The sequence below is a fragment of the Streptomyces sp. NPDC107559 genome (assembly GCF_055657365.1).
Genome location: NZ_JBVKBD010000024.1, coordinates 1 through 19,790, shown reverse-complemented (window position 1 = coordinate 19,790; position 19,790 = coordinate 1). Strand labels below are relative to the sequence as shown.

Genomic DNA, 19,790 nt, shown 5'->3' with positions numbered 1-19,790 from the left:
TACGGCAACCTCGTTGTGTCGGCGCGGCACGGGGCCGCGGTTCGGCACGGGACTGGTGTAACGGATGTGGGGGCGGCTGAGGGGCATCTCGCCTCGCGATCGAACAGGCGTCAGCTCGGATGCCCGCGCCCGCGATGCCGCAGTTGGCACCGGACGATAGCAGGATCTCTCGTGCGGCTTTATCCCGGCCCTACCCCTCACGACTGGTGACCCGGCTTTTCGGGCCCGTCACCCTTCGAAGAGGTGGTCGAATCGGGTTCGACGTAGAGAATCTTGGACTTCATGTGAGCACGCGTCTGCGCGGCGATCCACGTGAGAGTGCCGGCGACGAGCGTGAGCGCGAAGGCCCGGGGGTTGAACAGCGTCGTGTGCTTGAAGGCCGCGACGAAGATGAACAGCAGCAGGATCTGCGCCGCGTAGAGCATCAGACCCATTGCCTGGAACAGGTGCGGAAGCGATCTGGCGGTGCGCTGCAGTACGTAGAGCCCGATTCCCATGAAGAGGATCACGATCAGCGTCGCGACGATCGCCCCGACCGCACCCTTGCCGCCCGCGACCACGCCGCTGACGACGGCGGCGATCGCGCCGACGGCAGCCGTGGGCACAGCAGCCTGGGCCAGGATCCGGACGTCGTTGGACGGCATGGCGGCAACTCCGCTTTCAAGGGGGGCAGGGGTGTCGTCATGGACGAGCGTAGTCCCGGGTCGAGTGTTGGTGACCTCGCGCCAAGGGACCGTCGCATTACGGTCCTTCGGCTCCATCCCGGGTTCTCGTGAACCGTATCACAAACTATTTGATGAGGTCTTTACCTGGTAGGTGTGCTTGCTGTCACACATGAGACTGACGCTGCGCGTCTGTGCAAAAACACGGCCAATGTGTCTGGTATTGGGGTGCTTTGCTCCCCCACGACTTGGCAATGCTCTAGTCAGATTCTTACCTTGTGATGTCAACGCACGCGTGCGCGAGCGCCGATGGCGGTCGCCCCGTTGACCCCTGACGCCCCGTGCATCCCGGCCGCGACCGGAGCCAGTTCCTCGTCCCCGGGCACGTCCTCGGCAGGCAGGTCCTCGGCGGACGCGGCCTCGGCGGGCACGTGCTCGGCCGGAACGGCCTCGGCGTCCGCCGCCCGCTCCTCGTGGGCCGCACCGGCCGCCTCCTGCGCACCGGCCGAGGCACGGGCCTTGCGGCGCCGGTAGCGCGGCGGCACGAACGCCTCGGCCCAGCGCGGGGCGCGCGGCGCGAACCGCGGCAGCAGAAGCAGCACCAGGCCCAGTGCGCAGAAGAAGACCACGCCGAGCACGATCCACATGGACGCCGCGTTCACGGAGTAGGCGAGCGCGCCGAAGGAGATCAGCGCGGACCAGAAGTACATGATCAGCACCGCGCGGCTGTGCGAGTGCCCGATCTCCAGCAGCCGGTGGTGCAGATGCCCGCGGTCCGCCGCGAACGGCGACTGGCCGCGCCAGGTGCGCCGCACGATCGCCAGAACCAGGTCCGCGGCCGGGATGGCGATGATCGTCAGCGGCATCAGCAGCGGGATGTAGACCGGCACCATCTGGTGCACGGCGCTGCGCTCGGACCCGGAGAACAGCTTCATCACGTCCGGGTCGACCTGCCCGGTCACGGAGATCGCGCCGGCCGCCAGCACCAGGCCGATCAGCATCGAACCCGAGTCGCCCATGAAGATCCGCGCGGGATGCGCGTTGTGCGGCAGGAAGCCCAGGCACATGCCCATCAGGATCGCCGCGAACAGCGTGGCCGGAGCGGCCGCCTCGATGCCGTACGAGTACCAGATCCGGTAGGCGTACATGAAGAACGCGGCCGCCGCGATGCACACCATGCCGGCGGCCAGACCGTCGAGACCGTCCACGAAGTTGACCGCGTTGATCGTGATGACGACCAGCGCCACGGTCAGCAGGGTGCCCTGCCACTGGGTCAGCGCCACGGTGCCGACGCCCGGCACCGGCAGCCACAGGATCGTCAGACCCTGCATGACCATCACACCGGCGGCGATCATCTGGCCGCCCAGCTTGATCAGGGCGTCGATCTCGAACTTGTCGTCCAGGACGCCGATCAGCCAGATCAGCGCGGCTCCGGAGAGCAGCGCGCGCGGCTCGTTCGACTTCTCGAAGACCTCGTTGAGGTTGGTGAGGTGGTCCGCGACCAGCAGTCCGGCGCACAGGCCGAAGAACATCGCGATCCCGCCGAGCCGCGGAGTGGGCTCCCGGTGCACATCACGTGCCCGGATCTCCGGCATCGCTCCGGCCACGATCGCGAACTTACGTACCGGCCCTGTCAGCAGATACGTCACGGCGGCCGTGATGCAGAGCGTCAGCAGGTATTCACGCACGGGCTTCCCCACAGGTCTCGCAGGCCATCTCAGCCCCACACCCTAGCGAGGGACGCATATGGTTGGGGACTTCCGGGTAGCGACGATGGTTGCACGTGAGTCTGTGCACCCGTGTGCGCCTACCCCCGTTCAACCGGAATACGGCGGAAATTCCAGCGCCAGTTGCCGCGCCTCCTCCCGGGCCAGGACGGTCTCGACATCGCCCCGCAGCACACTCGCGAGCAGTACGGCGATCCGCGTCATCTCGGCCTCCCCCATGCCCTGCGTGGTCACCGCGGCGGTGCCCAGGCGCAGGCCACGGGCGTCGCCGTGCGGCAGCGCACAGCAGTCCAGGATCATCCCGGCCGCCGCGAGCCGCCCCCGCGCCGCACGCCCTTCGACACCGAGCGGCCCCGGATCGGCGGTGATCAGGTGGGTGTCGGTCCCACCGGTGGTGACGGCCAGTCCCTCCGCCGCCAGCCCGGCCGCCAGGACCTTCGCATTGGCGACCACCTGATGGGCGTAGAGGGTGAAGGCGGGCGTCGCCGCCTCGCCGAACGCCACCGCCTTCGCGGCGATGGTGTGCATCTGGGCGCCGCCCTGCGTGAACGGGAAGACGGCCCGGTCCACCCGTTCGGCCAGCTCGCGCCCGCACAGGATCATGCCGCCGCGGGGCCCGCGCAGCACCTTGTGCGTGGTGGCGCAGACGATGTCGGCGTACGGCACCGGGCTGGGCGCCGCTCCCCCGGCGACCAGCCCGATGGGATGGGCCGCGTCGGCGATGAGGGCGGCGCCCACCTCGTCGGCCATCTCCCGGAACAGGGCGTAGTCGAGGTGCCGGGGGTAGGCGATGGAGCCGCACACGATCGCCTTGGGCCGGTGCGTACGGGCCAGGGTGCGCACCTGGTCGTAGTCGATCAGCCCGCTCTCGGCGTCGACGCCGTACCCCACGAAGTCGAACCAGCGTCCGGAGAAGTTGACCGGCGAGCCGTGCGTGAGATGGCCTCCGTACGGCAGCCCGAGGGCGAGGACCGTGTCGCCGGGCCGCAGCAGCGCGGCGTACGCGGCGAGGACGGCGGACGACCCGGAGTGCGACTGCACATTGGCATGCTCGGCCCCGAACAGCGCCTTCGCCCGGTCCACCGCGATCCGCTCGGCGACGTCCACGATCTCGCACCCGCCGTGGTGGCGGGCCCCCGGATACCCCTCGGCGTACTTGTTCGCCAGCGGTGAGCCGAGTGCGGCCAGCACGGCCGGCGAGGTGAAGTTCTCGGCGGCGATCAGCTGCAACGACGTCGACTGCCGGTCCTGCTCGGCGAGCAGGACCTCGGCCAGTTCGGGGTCCTGCCGGCGCAGGACGTCGGCCTCGAGGGCATGTGTGACGGCCATGATGGACTCCGGACGCGTCGACGGTGACGTACGTCCAATGTAGGCCGGGGGCACCCGGCGCGCCCGGCACCGCCGGGCGGGTCCTACATCCGCGCCGGTACGCCGGTCAGCGCCGTCACCACCGGATCCAGCGCCTCGTGTATCTCGTCCCCGATGGACCGGAAGAACGGCAGCGGTGCCCCGTACGGGTCGTACACCTCGTCCGCCTCGGCGGTCGGGGCCAGCAGCCAGCCGCGCAGCGCCGCGGCCGCCCGCACCAGCGCGCGGGCCCGCGCGACCACGCCGTCCTCCAGGGGCGGCAGCGTCGCCGGGTCGATCGCCCGGACCAGCCGGGTGAACTCCTTCAGCGTGAACGTGCGCAGCCCCGCCGAGTGCCCCATCGAGATCACCTGGGCCCGGTGGTCGCGGGTCGCCGTCAGGACCAGGTCGGCCATGATGACGTGCTCGTCGAGGAGCTCCCGGCCGACGAAGCCGGAGGCGTCCGCGCCGAAGTCGGCCAGCACGGTCTCCGCGTTGGCCTCCATGGGCGCGCCCTCGTGGCCCCACGTGCCCGCGCTCTCCACGATCAGCCCGCCGCTCAGCAGACCGCCGAGCCGGTCCGTCACGAAGTGGCGGGTCAGACGCTCGGTGATGGGCGAACGGCACACGTTTCCGGTGCTGACGTGGAGGATGCGGAAGGTGTCACGCGGGAACCCGAAGGTGCCCGTCACTTCCCCGCTGCCTATGCCACGCATGGGGGTGCCCCCTGCGCGCGGGCGGCCGGGAGCTCGGGGCCGAGGGGGGCCGTCAATTCGCCACCTCGAGGTCGGGTACGACCTTGCGCAGCTCCTCCGCGGAGATCGCGCCGGCCCGCAGCAGCAGCGGCACCTCACGGGTGACGTCGACGATCGAGGACGGCACGTTGCCGGGGGTCGGGCCACCGTCCAGGTAGACGGAGACGGAGTCGCCCAGCATCTCCTGCGCGGCGTCGCAGGTCTCGGGGGACGGGTGTCCGGTCAGGTTCGCGGAGGAGACCGCCATCGGGCCGACCTCGGTCAGCAGCTCGATGGCGACCGGGTGCAGCGGCATGCGCACGGCGACGGTGCCACGGGTGTCCCCCAGGTCCCACTGGAGCGACGGCTGGTGCTTGGCGACGAGCGTCAGCGCGCCCGGCCAGAAGGCGTCCACCAGCTCCCAGGCCAGCTCGGAGAAGTCCGTGACGAGGCCGTGCAGGGTGTTCGGGGAGCCGATGAGGACGGGCGTGGGCATGGAGCGGCCCCGGCCCTTGGCGTCGAGGAGGTCGGCGACGGCCGCCGAGGAGAACGCGTCGGCGCCGATGCCGTACACCGTGTCCGTCGGCAGCACCACGAGCTCGCCCCGGCGGACGGCGGACGCGGCCTCGCGCAGACCGGTCACTCGGTCGGTCGCGTCGTTGGTGTCGTATCGCCGTGCCATCTAGCGGGCCTCCTCGTACACGTACTGCTGGACTGAAGTCTGGGACGCGCCGGTCACGGCATCGCCTTGCGGGCGGTCGCGAACCGGGGGCGGTTGTTGAGGTCGGGGTGGTCGGCCGCGTCGGCCCAGCCCTTCTCCTCGGTGAAGATCCACGGCACCTGGCCGCCCTGGGTGTCGGCGTGCTCGACGACGACGACACCGCCGGGGCGCAGCAGCCGGTGCGCGGTGCGCTCGAGGCCGCGGATGAGTTCGAGTCCGTCCTCGCCCGAGAACAGGGCGAGCTCGGGATCGTAGTCCCGCGCCTCGGGAGCGACGTACTCCCATTCGGTCAGCGGGATGTACGGCGGGTTGGAGATGACCAGGTCGACCTGGCCGTCGAGGTCGTGGAAGGCGTCCAGGGCGTTTCCCTGGCGCAGGTCGACCCTGGACCCCTCCATGTTCTTGCGGGTCCACCGCAGCGCGTCCTCGGACAACTCCACGGCGTGCACGCGCGAGCGCGGCACCTCCTGGGCGAGCGCGAGCGCGATGGCGCCCGAGCCGGTGCACAGGTCGACGATCAGCGGCTCGACCACGTCCATGGCGCGTACGGCGTCTATGGCCCAGCCGACCACGGACTCCGTCTCGGGGCGCGGCACGAAGACGCCGGGGCCGACCTGGAGCTCCAGGTAGCGGAAGAAGGCACGGCCGGTGATGTGCTGGAGCGGCTCGCGCTGCTCACGGCGCGCGATGACCTCCCAGTAGCGGGCGTCGAAGTCCGCGTCCTTCACGGAGTGCAGCGCGCCCCGCTTCACGCCGTGCACGAACGCGGCGAGCTCCTCCGCGTCGTTGCGCGGCGAGGGCACGCCGGCGTCGGCCAGCCGCTGGGTGGCCTGGGCCACCTCTGCGAGCAGCAGGTTCACGCAAGTCCTCCGTGTCGTACTCGTCCTCGTACGTGGGTACGTCCGCCCTTACGCGGCCGCGAGCTTGGCGGCCGAGTCCGCGTCGACGCAGGCCTGGATCACCGCGTCGAGTTCGCCGTCCAGGACCTGGTCCAGGTTGTACGCCTTGAAGCCGACGCGGTGGTCCGAGAGCCGGTTCTCCGGGAAGTTGTACGTACGGATCTTCTCGGAGCGGTCGACGGTGCGGACCTGGCTGCGGCGGGCGTCGGCGGCCTCCCGCTCCGCCTCCTCCTGAGCCGCCGCAAGCAGCCTGGAGCGCAGGATACGCATCGCCTGCTCCTTGTTCTGCAACTGGCTCTTCTCGTTCTGGCAGGAGGCGACGACTCCGGTGGGCAGGTGCGTGATGCGCACCGCGGAGTCGGTGGTGTTGACGGACTGGCCGCCGGGGCCGGACGAGCGGTAGACGTCGATGCGCAGGTCGTTCGGGTTGATCTCCACGTCGACCTCCTCGGCCTCCGGGGTGACCAGCACGCCCGCCGCCGAGGTGTGGATACGGCCCGCGGACTCGGTGGCCGGCACCCGCTGCACGCGGTGCACGCCGCCCTCGTACTTCAGCCGGGCCCAGACGCCCTGGCCGGGCTCGGTGGCGCCCTGGCCGCCCTTGGTCTTCACCGCGACCTGGACGTCCTTGTAGCCGCCCAGCTCGGACTCGGTGGCGTCGATGATCTCGGTCTTCCAGCCGATGCGCTCGGCGTAGCGCAGGTACATGCGCAGCAGGTCGCCCGCGAACAGCGCGGACTCGTCGCCGCCCGCGCCCGCCTTGATCTCCAGGATGACGTCCTTGTCGTCGCTGGGGTCGCGCGGGACGAGGAGCAGCCTCAGCTTCTCCGTCAGCTCTTCGCGCTGCTTCTCCAGCTCCTTGACCTCGGCGGCGAAGTCCGGGTCGTCGGCGGCCAGTTCGCGCGCGGTCTCGATGTCGTCGCCGGTCTGCTTCCAGGAGCGGAAGGTGCCGACGATCGGGGTGAGCTCGGCGTAGCGCTTGTTCAGCTTGCGCGCGTTCGCCTGGTCGGCGTGGACCGACGGGTCGGCGAGCTTCGTCTCCAGGTCGGCGTGCTCACCGACGAGTTCCTCGACGGCCTCGAACATCTTGGGCTCCTGTACTGCGTTGCGAAGGGGAAGACGGGCGACCAAAAACGCCGGTCCCGGGCGCACCCCGGTGAAGGGCGCGGCCGTGGACCGGCGAAATGGGGCTCGCTACTTCTTGGAGCCGGCAGCAGCCTTGCCGAAGCGGGCCTCGAAGCGGGCCACACGGCCACCGGTGTCGAGGATCTTCTGCTTGCCCGTGTAGAACGGGTGGCACTCGGAGCAGACCTCGGCCCGGATGGCTCCGGACGTGATGGTGCTACGGGTGGTGAACGACGCGCCACAGGTGCAGCTGACCTGCGTCTCGACGTACTCGGGGTGGATGTCGCGCTTCAAGGTGTCTCCTAGTTTCGGGAGGGCGCCGGGTCGCCGCCGCGGGATGCGGAAGCGTGAACCGGAGCCGACGTACCAGTCTGCCAGGACTGGCCGCATCCCCCAAAACCGAGAGGCGGGCGCATCTATTCCCCGCGCCCCCGCGAGCGCCTCAGGGCGAGGCCACGACCCCCTTGGCGGCACCGCGCGCGGTGCCCTGCGTGGCGGCCTTCGGCACGGCCCGGTCGGCCTTCAGGGCGTCCCAGACCAGTTTCGCCTTCGCGTCGGCGACGACGACGCGGTTGGGGTCGGCGGGGTCGTACCGCACCGGAAGGGTGACCATGGTCATATGGGACGGACTGATCCGCTTCAGCCCGTTCGTGAAGTCGAGCAGGGAGTTCACCGAGCCCAGCTCGGAGTCGGTGGTGACGGCCTTGGTCGCGGTGTCGGCGAGGTCGACCAGCTCGGTGGGGCTGGTGAAGAGGCCGATGTTCCTGACCTGGGTGACCAGTGCCTTGAGGAACGCCTGCTGGAGCTGGATCCGGCCGAGGTCGGAGCCGTCGCCGACGCCGTGCCGGGTGCGGACCAGGGCGAGCGCCTGCCGGCCGCTGAGCCGGTGGGTGCCGGCCTTCAGGTCCAGGTGGCTCTGGTGGTCGCTGATGTTCCGGGTGGTGGTGACCTCGACGCCGCCGAGTTCGTCGACGAGCCGCTGGAAGCCGCTGAAGTCGACCTCCAGGTAGTGGTCCATCCGCATCCCGCTGAGAGCCTCGACCGTCTTCACCGCGCAGGCGGCGCCGCCGGTGGTGTACGCGGAGTTGAACATCACCCCGGTCGCGGCCCGGTGCGTGGCGCCGTGGGCGTCCGTGCACGCCGGGCGGTCGACGAGGGTGTCGCGCGGGACGGAGACCACACTGGCCTTCTTGTGGCCCTTGTAGACGTGCACGATCATCGCCGTGTCGGAGCGGGCGCTGCCGTCGTCGGTGCCGCCGCCGAGCTTCTTGTTGGCGCCGGAACGGGTGTCCGAGCCCAGGACCAGGATGTTCTCGGAGCCGTTGTCGGCCTTGGCGGGCCGGTCGGTGCCCAGCAGCTGGTTGATGTCGATCGACTTGAGGTTGTCGTTGAGCCTCAGGAACAGATAGCCGCCGCCCGCACCGCCGAGCGCGACGATGCCGGCCACCGTCCAAGCCATGATCATCAGGCTCCTGCCACGGCTGCGGCGGGGGCCGCTGGTACCGGGTTCGCCGGGTATGGCGGACTCCGGCGTCTTGTCGGCAGACATGTGCTCCTCGACTCTCCGCGTCGCTCGACCGGGGGAAACCCCTGTCGCTTTATCGTCACTCCATCCGCTCAGACGGGTGAACTCGAGCGGGAGGTTGCATGACGTGCCGTGTTCCCCCGATGCCCGCCCGTACACCGCGCGTCGCCGCCGAACCGGGCCGTACGGCGCTCACCTGCGGTTTCCGCCGCCGGGCCGTCCCGGCTCCACCGCGACCCCGCAGGAGCCCGCTGTGGTGAAGCTCTCGCCGCACAACCCGGCGCCGACGGCAACACGACGGCGCGGGGCACGGGAGGGCCGGGAGGGGGCCACGGGAGGGGCACGGAAGGGGCCGTACGGGCGCTACGGGGCCGGTCGTACGACGGCAGCGCGTGGGGCTCTGGAAGTCGGGCTCCGGGCGTGGAGGTGGGGGCCGGGGCGCAGTGGCCCCGGACAGCCCGAAGGGCCGCTCCCCGGTCGGGAAGCGGCCCTTCGTGTGTCACTGCCTGTCGGTACGACCTCAGTCGCCGTTGCCCGGCATCGGGGTCGTCTTCTGGATCTGGAGCAGGAACTCGGCGTTCGACTTCGTCTGCCGCATCTTGTCCAGGAGCAGTTCGATCGCCTGCTGCTGGTCGAGCGCGTGCAGCACCCGGCGCAGCTTCCAGACGATGGCCAGCTCGTCGCTGCCGAGCAGGATCTCTTCCTTACGGGTACCGGACGCGTCGACGTCCACCGCGGGGAAGATGCGCTTGTCGGCGAGCTTGCGGTCGAGCTTGAGCTCGGCGTTGCCGGTGCCCTTGAACTCCTCGAAGATGACCTCGTCCATGCGCGAGCCGGTGTCGACCAGCGCGGTGGCCAGGATCGTCAGCGAACCGCCGTCCTCGATGTTGCGCGCGGCACCGAAGAAGCGCTTCGGCGGGTAGAGCGCGGTCGAGTCGACACCACCGGACAGGATGCGGCCGGAGGCCGGGGCGGCGAGGTTGTACGCACGGCCCAGACGCGTGATCGAGTCGAGCAGGACGACGACGTCGTGGCCCAGCTCCACCAGACGCTTGGCACGCTCGATGGCGAGCTCGGCGACCGTGGTGTGGTCCTCGGCCGGACGGTCGAAGGTCGAGGAGATGACCTCGCCCTTGACCGACCGCTGCATGTCGGTGACCTCTTCCGGACGCTCGTCGACCAGGACGACCATCAGGTGGCACTCGGGGTTGTTGTGCGTGATCGCGTTGGCGATCGCCTGCATGATCATGGTCTTGCCGGTCTTCGGCGGGGCCACGATCAGACCGCGCTGGCCCTTACCGATCGGCGCGACGAGGTCGATGATACGAGTCGTCAGCACGCCCGGGTCGGTCTCCAGACGGAGCCGGTCCTGCGGGTACAGCGGCGTCAGCTTGTTGAACTCCGGGCGCCCGCGACCGGAGTCGGGGGCCATGCCGTTGGTGGAGTCCAGGCGCACCAGCGCGTTGAACTTCTCGCGGCGCTCGCCGTCCTTGGGCTGACGGACCGCGCCGGTGACGTGGTCACCCTTGCGCAGGCCGTTCTTGCGGACCTGGGCGAGGGAGACGTACACGTCGTTGGGACCCGGCAGGTAGCCCGACGTACGGATGAACGCGTAGTTGTCGAGGATGTCCAGGATGCCGGCGACCGGGATCAGGACGTCGTCGTCGGCGAGTTGCGGCTCGGCGGTGCCGATCTCGTCGCGGCCGCGACGGCCACGGCGGTCGCGGTAACGGCCGCGACGGCCACGGCGTCCGCCGTCGAAGTCGTCGTCGTCCTGGGGGCCGTTGTCGCGCTGCGGGCCGTTGTCGCGCTGACGGTCCTGACGGTCCTGGCGCTCCTGACGGTCCTGGCGACCGCCGCCCTGCTGCTGGCCCTGCTGACGCTGCGGCTGGCCGCCCTGCTGGTCGTCCTTGCCCCGGCGGTCGCGGTCGCGGCCGCGCTCACGGCGGTCGCGGCGGCGGCCCTCGGCGCCGTCACCGGCGTCGCCCTGCGACGGCGCGGCGGTCTCGGTCTTGGCCTCGGCGGCGATCGTCTCGGTGCCGCCCGCCGCCGGGCTGCCCGCGTCGGCGGTGGCACGCCGACGGCGGCGCTCCGCGGCGGTGTCGTCGGCCGCGGGCTGGCCGGGGATCTCGATCTGCTGCTGGGCCACGGCCTTCTCGGCCTGGTCCGCGGAAGCCTCGGCCTTCTTCTCGGCGGGGGCGTCGTCGCCCGTACGCGCCTTCGAGGTGGCCCGGCGCTTCGGCTTGGTCTCGGCGGCGGACTCGGCGGTCTTCGCCGGAGCGGCCTGAGAGGTACCCCCTGCCTGCGCCTCCTTGATGACCTCGATCAGCTGGCTCTTGCGCATACGCGCGGTGCCCCTGATGCCGAGGCCGGATGCGACCTGCTGCAGCTCTGCCAGCACCATGCCCTCGAGGCCGGTACCGCGGCGCCGCCGGGAGCCGGCACCGGCGGCAGGCGCGGAGGCGTCCGTGGCGGGCGCGGCAGCGGTCTCCTCGACACGTGCGCCCATCAGATCGGTGGTGTCGCTCACGAAGGGTCCTTCCCTGGAGCGGACGTCGGCCTGTCTGGCTCGGCGACCGGTTGTGCTGTCCGGCAGTGGTCCCGTCTGTGTGGACCGTGCCGGGGCGGTGGTCCGCCAAAACGGCGGAAGAGGAATTTCTGGTGATGGCGCTTCCAGGAAGCCGTGGCACGGACTGTCTGTGTCACGCGGCGTGGTCGCACCGATTCCGGAGCGTGCCCTGTGATCCGCTCAGCACCCGTGTACGGCGTACTGCCCAGATACGACGTACGGAACGCAGTGCGGCTTGGGGAGCTCCCGGAAGAATGTTGGTCCCGGACGGGGACACGAAGCACCTCGCCATGGTGGGGTCGGGTGCAGACTTGAGGTTAACACTACCGGATCCAACAAACATTCCCCCTCTCGAAATCCGGCAACCGTGTCTCAGGGCGCAAGCGGCAGCACGCTCGCTCCCTGGAGATCAAGGCTCAGCCGGTTCGCAGCCCAGCCGGTGCCGGCCAGCTGCTCGACCTTGTCGGCGGTACCCGCGTCGGCCAGTGCCATGACGGTGGGTCCGGCGCCGGAGATGACGGCCGGAATGCCGTCCGCACGCAGTCGTTCCACCAGTGCGGCGCTCTCCGGCATGGCGGGTGCGCGGTACTCCTGGTGGAGACGGTCCTCGGTGGCGGGCAGCAGCAGCTCGGGGCGCCGGGTGAGGGCCTCGACGAGCAGGGCGGCACGGCCCGCGTTGGTGGCGGCGTCGACGTGCGGGACGGTGCGCGGGAGCAGACCGCGCGCGGTCGCCGTCAGTACCGGTTTCCCGGGGACGAAAACCACCGGAACGACTGAATCGGCAGGCTTCATGCGGATCGCCCGCGCGGATCCCGACTCCATCCAGGAGAGCGTGAACCCGCCGAGCAGACAGGCCGCGACGTTGTCGGGGTGCCCCTCGATCTCGGTGGCGAGTTCGAGCAGCGCGGCGTCGTCCAACTTCGCCTCGCCGCCTATGGTCACGGCCCGCGCGGCCACGATGCCGGCGCAGATGGCGGCCGAGGAGGAACCCAGGCCGCGGCCGTGCGGGATGCGGTTGGCGCACACGATCTCCAGACCGCGCGGCTGCCCGCCCAACAGGTCGAACGCGGTACGCAGAGACCGTACGAGAAGGTGGCTCTCGTCACGCGGGAGGGTCTCGCTGCCCTCACCCGCGATGTCGATGTGCAGCCCGGAGTCGGCCACCCGGACGACGACGTCGTCGTAGAGCCCCAGCGCGAGGCCGAGGGCGTCGAAGCCCGGCCCGAGATTGGCGCTGGTGGCGGGGACGCGCACCCGGACGGCGGCGGCGCGGAACGCTGGACCGGCCATCGCTCGATGAACTCCTTGAGCTGCGGGACTGTCGAATGACATTCGATGCGAACAATGCGATACGTACGTGAGGACCCTCGGGCCGAGTGGGCGGCGCGACGCCGTGCCGGATGCGGAGGCATATGCGGCGGGCGGGTTCACTACAGCCTATCGAAGGAAGGTTCTGCCGCGACATAGGGCGCACAGGCGGCGCACGATGCGTGTCGCAAGCCCCCTGTGCACCCCCGATGGGGTTGTCCCTCGTCGAGCCGCCCCGAGGCGGACGGACCGGCTCGATCCCGTCACCGGGCGCCCCGGTTGCGCCGGGGCCGACCGACTCCTCACCGGCCGCCCCGAGGCGATGGAACCAGCCAATCCGAGGCTGTCGAACCGGCCACCCCGAGGCGGTGGAACCAGCTGGATCCGGCCACTGGCCGACGACCTCCGACCGCCGACCGGTCCGGAGCGTGCCTCGGACCGGTCCGGTTTCCACCGGGCCGGTCCGGGACGTCCGTCAGGCCAGTCCGAGGCGCTCGGCCGCCGTCGCCGCGTCGACCGGGACGGTGACCGGCTGCGGGGCTCCCGCGACGGCCCAGTCCGGGTCCTTGAGACCGTTCCCGGTGACCGTGCACACGATGGTCTGCCCCGGGTCGACCCTGCCCTGCTCGGCGGCCTTCAGCAGACCGGCCACCGACGCGGCGGACGCGGGCTCCACGAAGACACCCTCCTGCGCGGCCAACAGCCGGTAGGCGCGCAGGATCTCACGGTCCGTCACCTCGTCGATGACGCCGCCGGACTCGTCCCGCGCGGCCAGCGCGAACTGCCAGGAAGCGGGGTTGCCGATGCGGATCGCGGTCGCGATGGTCGACGGGTCCTTGACGACCTCGCCGCGCACGATCGGAGCGGAACCGGAGGCCTGGAACCCCCACATACGGGGAGTCCGCGCGGCGATGCCGTCGGCCGCGTACTCGGTGTACCCCTTCCAGTACGCGGTGATGTTGCCCGCGTTGCCCACCGGCAGGACGTGGATGTCGGGGGCGTCGCCCAGCATGTCCACGATCTCGAAGGCGGCGGTCTTCTGCCCCTCGATACGCACCGGGTTGACCGAATTGACCAGCGCCACCGGGTAGTTGTCGCTCAGCGACCGGGCCAGGGTGAGGCAGTCGTCGAAGTTGCCGTCGACCTGGAGGATCTTCGCGCCGTGGACGAGGGCCTGGCCCATCTTGCCGAGCGCGATCTTCCCCTGCGGGACGAGGACGGCCGACACCATCCCGGCCCGCACGGCGTACGCGGCCGCCGACGCGGACGTATTGCCGGTGGAGGCGCAGATGACGGCCTTCGCCCCCTCCTCCTTGGCCTTGCTGATGGCCATGGTCATACCGCGGTCCTTGAAGGACCCGGTGGGGTTCGCGCCCTCCACCTTGAGGTGGACCTCGCAGCCCGTGCGCTCGGAGAGCACCTGCGCGGGCACGAGCGGCGTGCCGCCCTCGCGGAGCGTCACGACCGGCGTGGTGTCGGAGACCGGCAGCCGGTCCCGGTACTCCTCGATGATTCCGCGCCACTGGTGGGTCATTGCTCGTTACTCCCCTTCAACCCGCATGATGCTGGCGACACCCCGCACGGTGTCGAGCTTGCGCAGCGCCTCGACGGTCCCGCTCAGGGACGCGTCGGACGCGCGGTGGGTGACGACGACGAGGGAGGCCTCGCCGTCCTTTCCCTGCTGCCGAACGGTGTCGATCGACACCCCGTGCTCGGCGAACACGGTCGCCACCTGGGCGAGAACACCCGGCTTGTCGGCCACATCGAGGCTGATGTGGTAGCGCGTGACGACATCGCCCATGGGCGACACGGGCAGCGCTGCGTACGCCGACTCGCCGGGACCGGTGGCGCCGTTGAGCCGGTTGCGGCAGACGGCGACGAGGTCGCCGAGCACGGCGGAGGCGGTGGGCGAACCGCCGGCGCCGGGGCCGTAGAACATGAGCTGCCCCGCGGCGTCGGACTCGACGAACACGGCGTTGTAGGCGCCGCGCACGGAGGCCAGCGGGTGGCTCAGCGGAATCATCGCCGGATGCACGCGCGCGGTGACGGACCCGCCGTCGGCCGCGCGCTCGCAGATGGCGAGCAGCTTGATGGTGCAGCCGATCCGCTTGGCGGCGGCGAAGTCGGCGGCGGTGACCTCGGTCATGCCCTCGCGGTAGACGTCGTCGAGGCGCACGCGCGTGTGGAAGGCGATCCCGGCGAGGATGGCGGCCTTGGCGGCGGCGTCGAAGCCCTCGACGTCGGCGGTCGGGTCGGCCTCGGCGTAACCGAGGGCGGTGGCCTCGTCGAGGGCCTCCTGGTAGCCCGCCCCCGTGGAGTCCATCTTGTCGAGGATGAAGTTGGTGGTGCCGTTGACGATGCCGAGCACGCGGTTGACCTTGTCGCCGGCGAGGGACTCGCGCAGCGGCCTGATCAGCGGGATGGCCCCGGCGACGGCCGCCTCGTAGTAGAGGTCCTCGCCGTTGTCCTCGGCCGCCGCGTGCAGCGCTGCGCCGTCCTGGGCGAGCAGGGCCTTGTTGGCGGAGACCACGGACGCGCCGTGCTCGAACGCCGTCACGATGAGGCTGCGGGCGGGCTCGATCCCTCCGATGACCTCGACCACCACGTCGATGTCGCCGCGTTTGACGAGGGCGGTGGCGTCGGTGGTGACCAGGGCGGGGTCGATGCCCTCCCGGACCCTGGACGGCCGCCGCACGGCCACACCGGCGAGTTCCACGGGCGCGCCGATGCGTGCGGCGAGGTCGTCGGCGTGCGTCGTCATGATGCGCGCCACCTCTGAGCCGACCACTCCACAGCCCAGCAGCGCCACCTTCAGCGGACGCGTACGCATCATCCGACCTCGTTTCCTCATACCTCTACGGTTCGACCAGTCTCACTCACCGAACGGGACTTTCTTCCTCCAGTCCGGATCGTGAGACATCCATTTCATTTCTGTGGGGGCGGAGACCGGAGATCTTCCGCCGTCCCACCGTCCCGGCTTCGCGCCTTCCGGGAACGGGCCCACCCGGATTCTTCCGGAGGCGGGCCCGACCGGCTTCCGATTTCCGGTTTCCCGGATCCCCGTGTCCCGGCGTGTGCGCGAGTCCCGGCGTCCGGGGGTCCGGAGGCCGGGCGTCCGAGCCGTCCGGGTGCTCAGCCGACGTCGAGACGCAGCAGGTCCTCCTCCGTCTCGCGGCGCACGATGAGCCGGGCCTCGCCGTCGCGCACGGCGACGACCGGCGGGCGGGTCACGTGGTTGTAGTTGCTGGCCATGGACCGGCAGTACGCGCCCGTGGCGGGCACGGCGATGAGGTCGCCCGGCGCCAGGTCGGCCGGCAGGAAAGCGTCCCTGACCACGATGTCCCCGCTCTCGCAGTGCTTGCCGACGACCCGGGCGAGCATCGGCTCGGCGTCACTGGACCGGGAGACCAGGGCGACGCTGTACTCGGCGTCGTACAGCGCGGTGCGGATGTTGTCGGACATGCCGCCGTCGACCGACACGTACGTACGCAGCCCGTCCAGCGGCTTGATGGTGCCGACCTCGTACAGCGTGAAGGCGGTCGGGCCGACGACGGCACGTCCGGGCTCGACCGAGATGCGCGGGGTGCGCAGCTTCGCGGCTTCACACTCACGGGTGACGATCTCCGTCAGCGCCTTGGCGATCTCGTGCGGCTCCCGGGGGTCGTCGTCGCTGGTGTACGCGATGCCGAGACCACCGCCGAGGTCGATCTCCGGCAGTTCGACACCGTGCTCGTCCCGCACGCTCCGCAGCAGCGACACGACCCGGTGGGCGGCGACCTCGAACCCGGACATGTCGAAGATCTGGGACCCGATGTGGCTGTGGATGCCGATGAGCTCCAGCCCGTCGAGCTGGAGGGCCCGGCGCACGGCCTCCGCGGCCTGCCCGCCGGCCAGCGGGATGCCGAACTTCTGGTCCTCGTGCGCGGTGGCGATGAACTCGTGGGTGTGCGCCTCCACGCCGACGGTGATACGGATCTGCACCCGCTGCCGCTTCCCGAGCGACTGGGCGATGTGGGCGACCCGGACGATCTCCTGGAAGGAGTCGAGCACGATCCGGCCGACCCCGGCGGTCACGGCCCGCTCGATCTCCTCGGCCGACTTGTTGTTCCCGTGGAAGGCGATGCGCTCCGCGGGCATCCCCGCGGACAGCGCGGTCGTGAGCTCACCGCCGGAGCACACGTCGAGGTTGAGCCCCTCCTCGTGCAGCCACCGCACCACCGCGCGGGACAGGAAGGCCTTGCCGGCGTAGAAGACGTCGGCGTCCGGGCCGAACGCGGTCCGCCAGGCGCGGGCACGGGCGCGGAAGTCGGCCTCGTCCATGACGTAGGCCGGGGTGCCGAACTCCTCGGCGAGCTGCTTGACGTCGACACCGCCGACGGTCGCGACGCCGTGCTCGTCACGGGTGACGGTCTGCGCCCAGACCTTGGGGTCGAGGGCGTTGAGGTCGGCGGGCGGGGCGGAGTAGTGCCCCTCGGGAAGGACGTCGGCGTGGCGGGGCCCGGCGGGGTGTGCGGAACGGCTCATGGCTGGTTGGACTCTCTCTGGCTCTCCGGGGCGCCCTCGGGCGCCCTCAGAGGTGGTCGGGTGCGTCGATGCCGAGCAGGGACAGGCCACCGGCCAGCACCGTCCCGGCGGCTTCGGCGAGAGCGAGCCGGGCACGGTGGGCGGCCGAGGGTTTCTCGTCGCCGACGGGCAGGACGGCGGGCAGGAACGGGAGCGTGGCGTCGGCGAGGGCGAGCAGATGACGGGTGAGACGCGAGGGCCCGCCGCCTTGCTCCACCGCTGCTGCCGCGAGAACACGGGGATGATCGGCCAGCACGGCGAGGACCGCGGGGTGGGCCTCCGTGCCGCCGACCGGGCCGGGCTCGGGGCCGAAGCCCAGATCGGCGGCGTTGCGCAGCAGGGCCCGGGTGCGGGCGTGGGCGTAGCGGACACGGAAGAGCGGGTTGCTCTCCCGCTGGACCAGGTGGTCGGCACCGATCCGGGGCCGGTCGTGCGGCGCGGGATGCAGCAGGGCCCAGCGGGCGGCGTCGCGGCCGAGCGGGGCGGGGTCCTCCGGGGCCGGCACGGGCCGCAGATCGGCGGGCTCGCCGTGCTCGGTCTCGACCCGCCCGCCCTGGGAGCCGACGATCCGTACGAGCGCGTCGGCGACGGCCTCGGCACGGACCTCGTAAGGAATACGAAGACGGACGACCCGGCCCGCGAGAGCGTCGGAGTGCCCGTACCGCGTCCCTTCCCGCAGGATCCGCCGTACGAGCGCGACGGAGGCCGCGTCCAGGTCGAGACTGATGTTGAGGAACCCGGGCCCGGTGATGTCGACGCCGGTGACACCGGCCGAACGCGCGAGATAGGGCTGGAGCACCTCGGCGACCCGCCGGGGCGTGCACCCCGCCGGGCGGGCCAGCTGGAGCGCGATGTTGGTGGCGTAGTCACCGCAGCCACCGGGACCGGGCACGGTCACCAGGGCCTTCTCGGGCACGGCCACCGTCAGCCGCCCGTCGTCGACAGCGCTGCACACCGCGCGCAGCACGGTACGGGAGAGCTCGACGGGGGTCACGGGACAAGCCTAGGGGAGGAGGGGGGTGGAAATGCGAGCCGATGAGGACGACAGTCCGAGATGTGGACGGCCAACCCGAAATCAGAAAAGAGACGGGGCAGCCGGCGACAGAAGCACGCTCGAAAAACCCCGACACCCCACCGGCCGACCCCTCAGCCCCCGCCGATCAGCCACCGATTCAGCCCTGTGCCGATCAGCCCCTCTGCCGATCAGCCCCTCTGCCGATCAGCCGCCGATCAACCCTCCGTCAACCGCCGATCAACCCTCCGTCGAGGTCGCCCCTCCGCCGACGATCAGCCGCCGGCCCGCTCGGCCGCCTCACCGAGGCTGAGAACACCCCGCAGAGAGCCGTGCTCCCCGCTCTCGACGACCCTGCTGCTCCCGCCCTCGATCAGCTCCCGCACGAGCCGAACCAGTTCAGCGGGCTCGAACGGCTTGGCAAGGAAGGCGTCCACGCCGACATCGAGCCCGGCATCGACCTCGAACTGCGTACAGGCGCTGACGATGGCAAGCGGAAGACCACGCGTCCGGGGGTCGGCCCGCAACCGGGCGGCGGTCCTGAGCCCGTCCAGCCGGGGCATCACGACATCGAGGGTGACCACGTCGGGCCGCACCTGATGAACGACTTCCAGACACTCGGCACCATCGGCCGCGGTCACGACCTCGAGACCCTCCAGCTCGAGATTGACCCTGATCAGCTGCCGGATGACCTTGTTGTCGTCCACAACAAGCACCCGGCCCGAAGTGCCTGGCACAACTCGAGAGTAGGTCCGGACCGGCCACCGCGTCCGGCTTTTCCCCACTTCCACCCGCCCGGGGCACCACCCCCCGGACCCGGCCCCCGACACCACCCGACAAAACCCGTTCATGACCACCCAGGCCGAGCTGGTAGTGTTCTACCCGTCGCCGCGAGCAACACCTCACGACGAACGCGCCCCCGTAGCTCAGGGGATAGAGCAACGGCCTCCGGAGCCGTGTGCGCAGGTTCGAATCCTGCCGGGGGCACTTCGCATGAAGTGCCCAAAGACCCCGTCACCAGCGGAAACGCTGGGTGCGGGGTCTTCGTGTTTGTGCAGGCGTATGCGGCTCGAAGCGGGCGTATGTCGGGGTCTGTGGACGAGGCGTGGACGGGATCTTGGAGCATCGCGCCAGGTGAGCCCCGCAAAGTCACGGCAACAGAGGCGGCCGGACGACTGGGCTCGACAACGTGATCTACCACCGCCGCAACGAAGTGAACGGACTCAGAGGTCCGTCGCATCCGGGTAGTGGCAACGAAGCTCGCTGAGCACGCGCTCGTCGACGGCCCTGACATCCCACCACGAGCTGTCCGCTTCGGTCAGGACGACCACCAGCTTGTCATCGGCGAACCCACGCGCCTCGGCGTCGATCAGCTGAAGGAACGGCGTCGTCAGCGACAACAGCGTCAACGTGTCCATGCCGGCACCGGCGGACCGTCTCTCAATCTCCAGACAGCGCGGATCCACGATCTCGTCGCACTCGACGCGCCACGTCAGATCCAGGCCGAAGCTGCCGAGGCGGACCAGCATCTCGGCCAGAGTCACGTAGTGCTCTCCGTACCAGGCAGGGAACGTGATCCCCTTCATCCCTGCCTCTGC

Annotated in this window: 17 protein-coding genes and 1 tRNA gene; 1 reads left to right on the top strand and 17 read right to left on the bottom strand. The window is 70.6% G+C overall.

Annotated elements, in window-relative coordinates; translation table 11 throughout:
- Positions 1-197 precede the first annotated feature (197 nt).
- The 16 genes from ACZ7OY_RS39615 to ACZ7OY_RS39540 all read right to left on the bottom strand — a co-directional run bounded on the left by ACZ7OY_RS39615 (position 198) and on the right by ACZ7OY_RS39540 (position 19,043).
- Entirely contained in the window at positions 198-644 is a 447-nt protein-coding gene (locus ACZ7OY_RS39615) for a hypothetical protein (protein WP_351602824.1), read from the bottom strand.
- Positions 645-946: 302 nt separating this feature from the next.
- Entirely contained in the window at positions 947-2,350 is a 1,404-nt protein-coding gene (locus ACZ7OY_RS39610) for an MraY family glycosyltransferase (RefSeq protein ID WP_472250415.1), read from the bottom strand.
- Positions 2,351-2,479: 129 nt separating this feature from the next.
- A complete protein-coding gene (locus ACZ7OY_RS39605) occupies positions 2,480-3,718 on the bottom strand; it encodes a serine hydroxymethyltransferase (protein ID WP_472250414.1) in 1,239 nt (412 codons plus the stop codon).
- An 83-nt stretch (positions 3,719-3,801) separates the two neighbouring features.
- Positions 3,802-4,452 (bottom strand): arsenate reductase/protein-tyrosine-phosphatase family protein, encoded by a 651-nt coding sequence (locus ACZ7OY_RS39600; protein ID WP_472250413.1) that lies wholly within the window; start codon positions 4,450-4,452, stop codon positions 3,802-3,804.
- A 52-nt stretch (positions 4,453-4,504) separates the two neighbouring features.
- Entirely contained in the window at positions 4,505-5,152 is a 648-nt protein-coding gene (locus ACZ7OY_RS39595; RefSeq protein ID WP_469384577.1) for an L-threonylcarbamoyladenylate synthase, read from the bottom strand.
- 53 nt (positions 5,153-5,205) lie between these two features.
- On the bottom strand, positions 5,206-6,051 hold the full coding sequence (gene prmC / locus ACZ7OY_RS39590) for a peptide chain release factor N(5)-glutamine methyltransferase (protein WP_472250412.1): 846 nt from the start codon (positions 6,049-6,051) through the stop codon (positions 5,206-5,208).
- Between the two features lie 48 nt (positions 6,052-6,099).
- Positions 6,100-7,176: a peptide chain release factor 1 gene (prfA, locus tag ACZ7OY_RS39585; protein ID WP_152892834.1), complete on the bottom strand. Its 1,077-nt coding sequence runs from the start codon at positions 7,174-7,176 to the stop codon at positions 6,100-6,102.
- Between the two features lie 108 nt (positions 7,177-7,284).
- Positions 7,285-7,509: a 50S ribosomal protein L31 gene (gene rpmE / locus ACZ7OY_RS39580; protein ID WP_003997877.1), complete on the bottom strand. Its 225-nt coding sequence runs from the start codon at positions 7,507-7,509 to the stop codon at positions 7,285-7,287.
- 148 nt (positions 7,510-7,657) lie between these two features.
- Positions 7,658-8,764, bottom strand: coding sequence for an LCP family protein (locus tag ACZ7OY_RS39575; RefSeq protein ID WP_472250411.1), 1,107 nt, complete (start codon positions 8,762-8,764; stop codon positions 7,658-7,660).
- Between the two features lie 496 nt (positions 8,765-9,260).
- Complete coding sequence (gene rho / locus ACZ7OY_RS39570; RefSeq protein WP_472250410.1) at positions 9,261-11,270, bottom strand: transcription termination factor Rho; 2,010 nt, start codon at positions 11,268-11,270, stop codon at positions 9,261-9,263.
- A gap of 411 nt (positions 11,271-11,681) precedes the next feature.
- The gene (gene thrB, locus ACZ7OY_RS39565; RefSeq protein WP_152889172.1) at positions 11,682-12,599 is read right to left on the bottom strand and encodes a homoserine kinase; all 918 of its coding nucleotides are present in this window, start codon (positions 12,597-12,599) and stop codon (positions 11,682-11,684) included.
- Between the two features lie 493 nt (positions 12,600-13,092).
- Positions 13,093-14,151, bottom strand: a complete 1,059-nt coding sequence (gene thrC, locus ACZ7OY_RS39560; protein WP_385521851.1) for a threonine synthase — start codon at positions 14,149-14,151, stop codon at positions 13,093-13,095.
- Positions 14,152-14,157: 6 nt separating this feature from the next.
- The gene (locus tag ACZ7OY_RS39555; protein WP_351602803.1) at positions 14,158-15,450 is read right to left on the bottom strand and encodes a homoserine dehydrogenase; all 1,293 of its coding nucleotides are present in this window, start codon (positions 15,448-15,450) and stop codon (positions 14,158-14,160) included.
- A gap of 299 nt (positions 15,451-15,749) precedes the next feature.
- Positions 15,750-17,141 carry a diaminopimelate decarboxylase gene (gene lysA, locus ACZ7OY_RS39550; protein WP_384730017.1) on the bottom strand — a complete coding sequence of 464 codons (1,392 nt, stop codon included), beginning with the start codon at positions 17,139-17,141 and terminating at the stop codon, positions 15,750-15,752.
- Positions 17,142-17,187: 46 nt separating this feature from the next.
- Positions 17,188-18,174, bottom strand: a complete 987-nt coding sequence (gene nrtL, locus ACZ7OY_RS39545; protein WP_472250409.1) for an ArgS-related anticodon-binding protein NrtL — start codon at positions 18,172-18,174, stop codon at positions 17,188-17,190.
- Between the two features lie 293 nt (positions 18,175-18,467).
- On the bottom strand, positions 18,468-19,043 hold the full coding sequence (locus ACZ7OY_RS39540) for a response regulator (RefSeq protein ID WP_472250473.1): 576 nt from the start codon (positions 19,041-19,043) through the stop codon (positions 18,468-18,470).
- 64 nt (positions 19,044-19,107) lie between these two features.
- Here ACZ7OY_RS39540 and ACZ7OY_RS39535 point away from each other — a divergent pair.
- A tRNA-Arg gene (locus tag ACZ7OY_RS39535) sits at positions 19,108-19,179 on the top strand.
- 236 nt (positions 19,180-19,415) lie between these two features.
- Here the strand turns inward: ACZ7OY_RS39535 and ACZ7OY_RS39530 are convergent.
- On the bottom strand, positions 19,416-19,790 hold a 375-nt coding region (locus tag ACZ7OY_RS39530; protein ID WP_472250408.1), incomplete at its 5' end, for a hypothetical protein.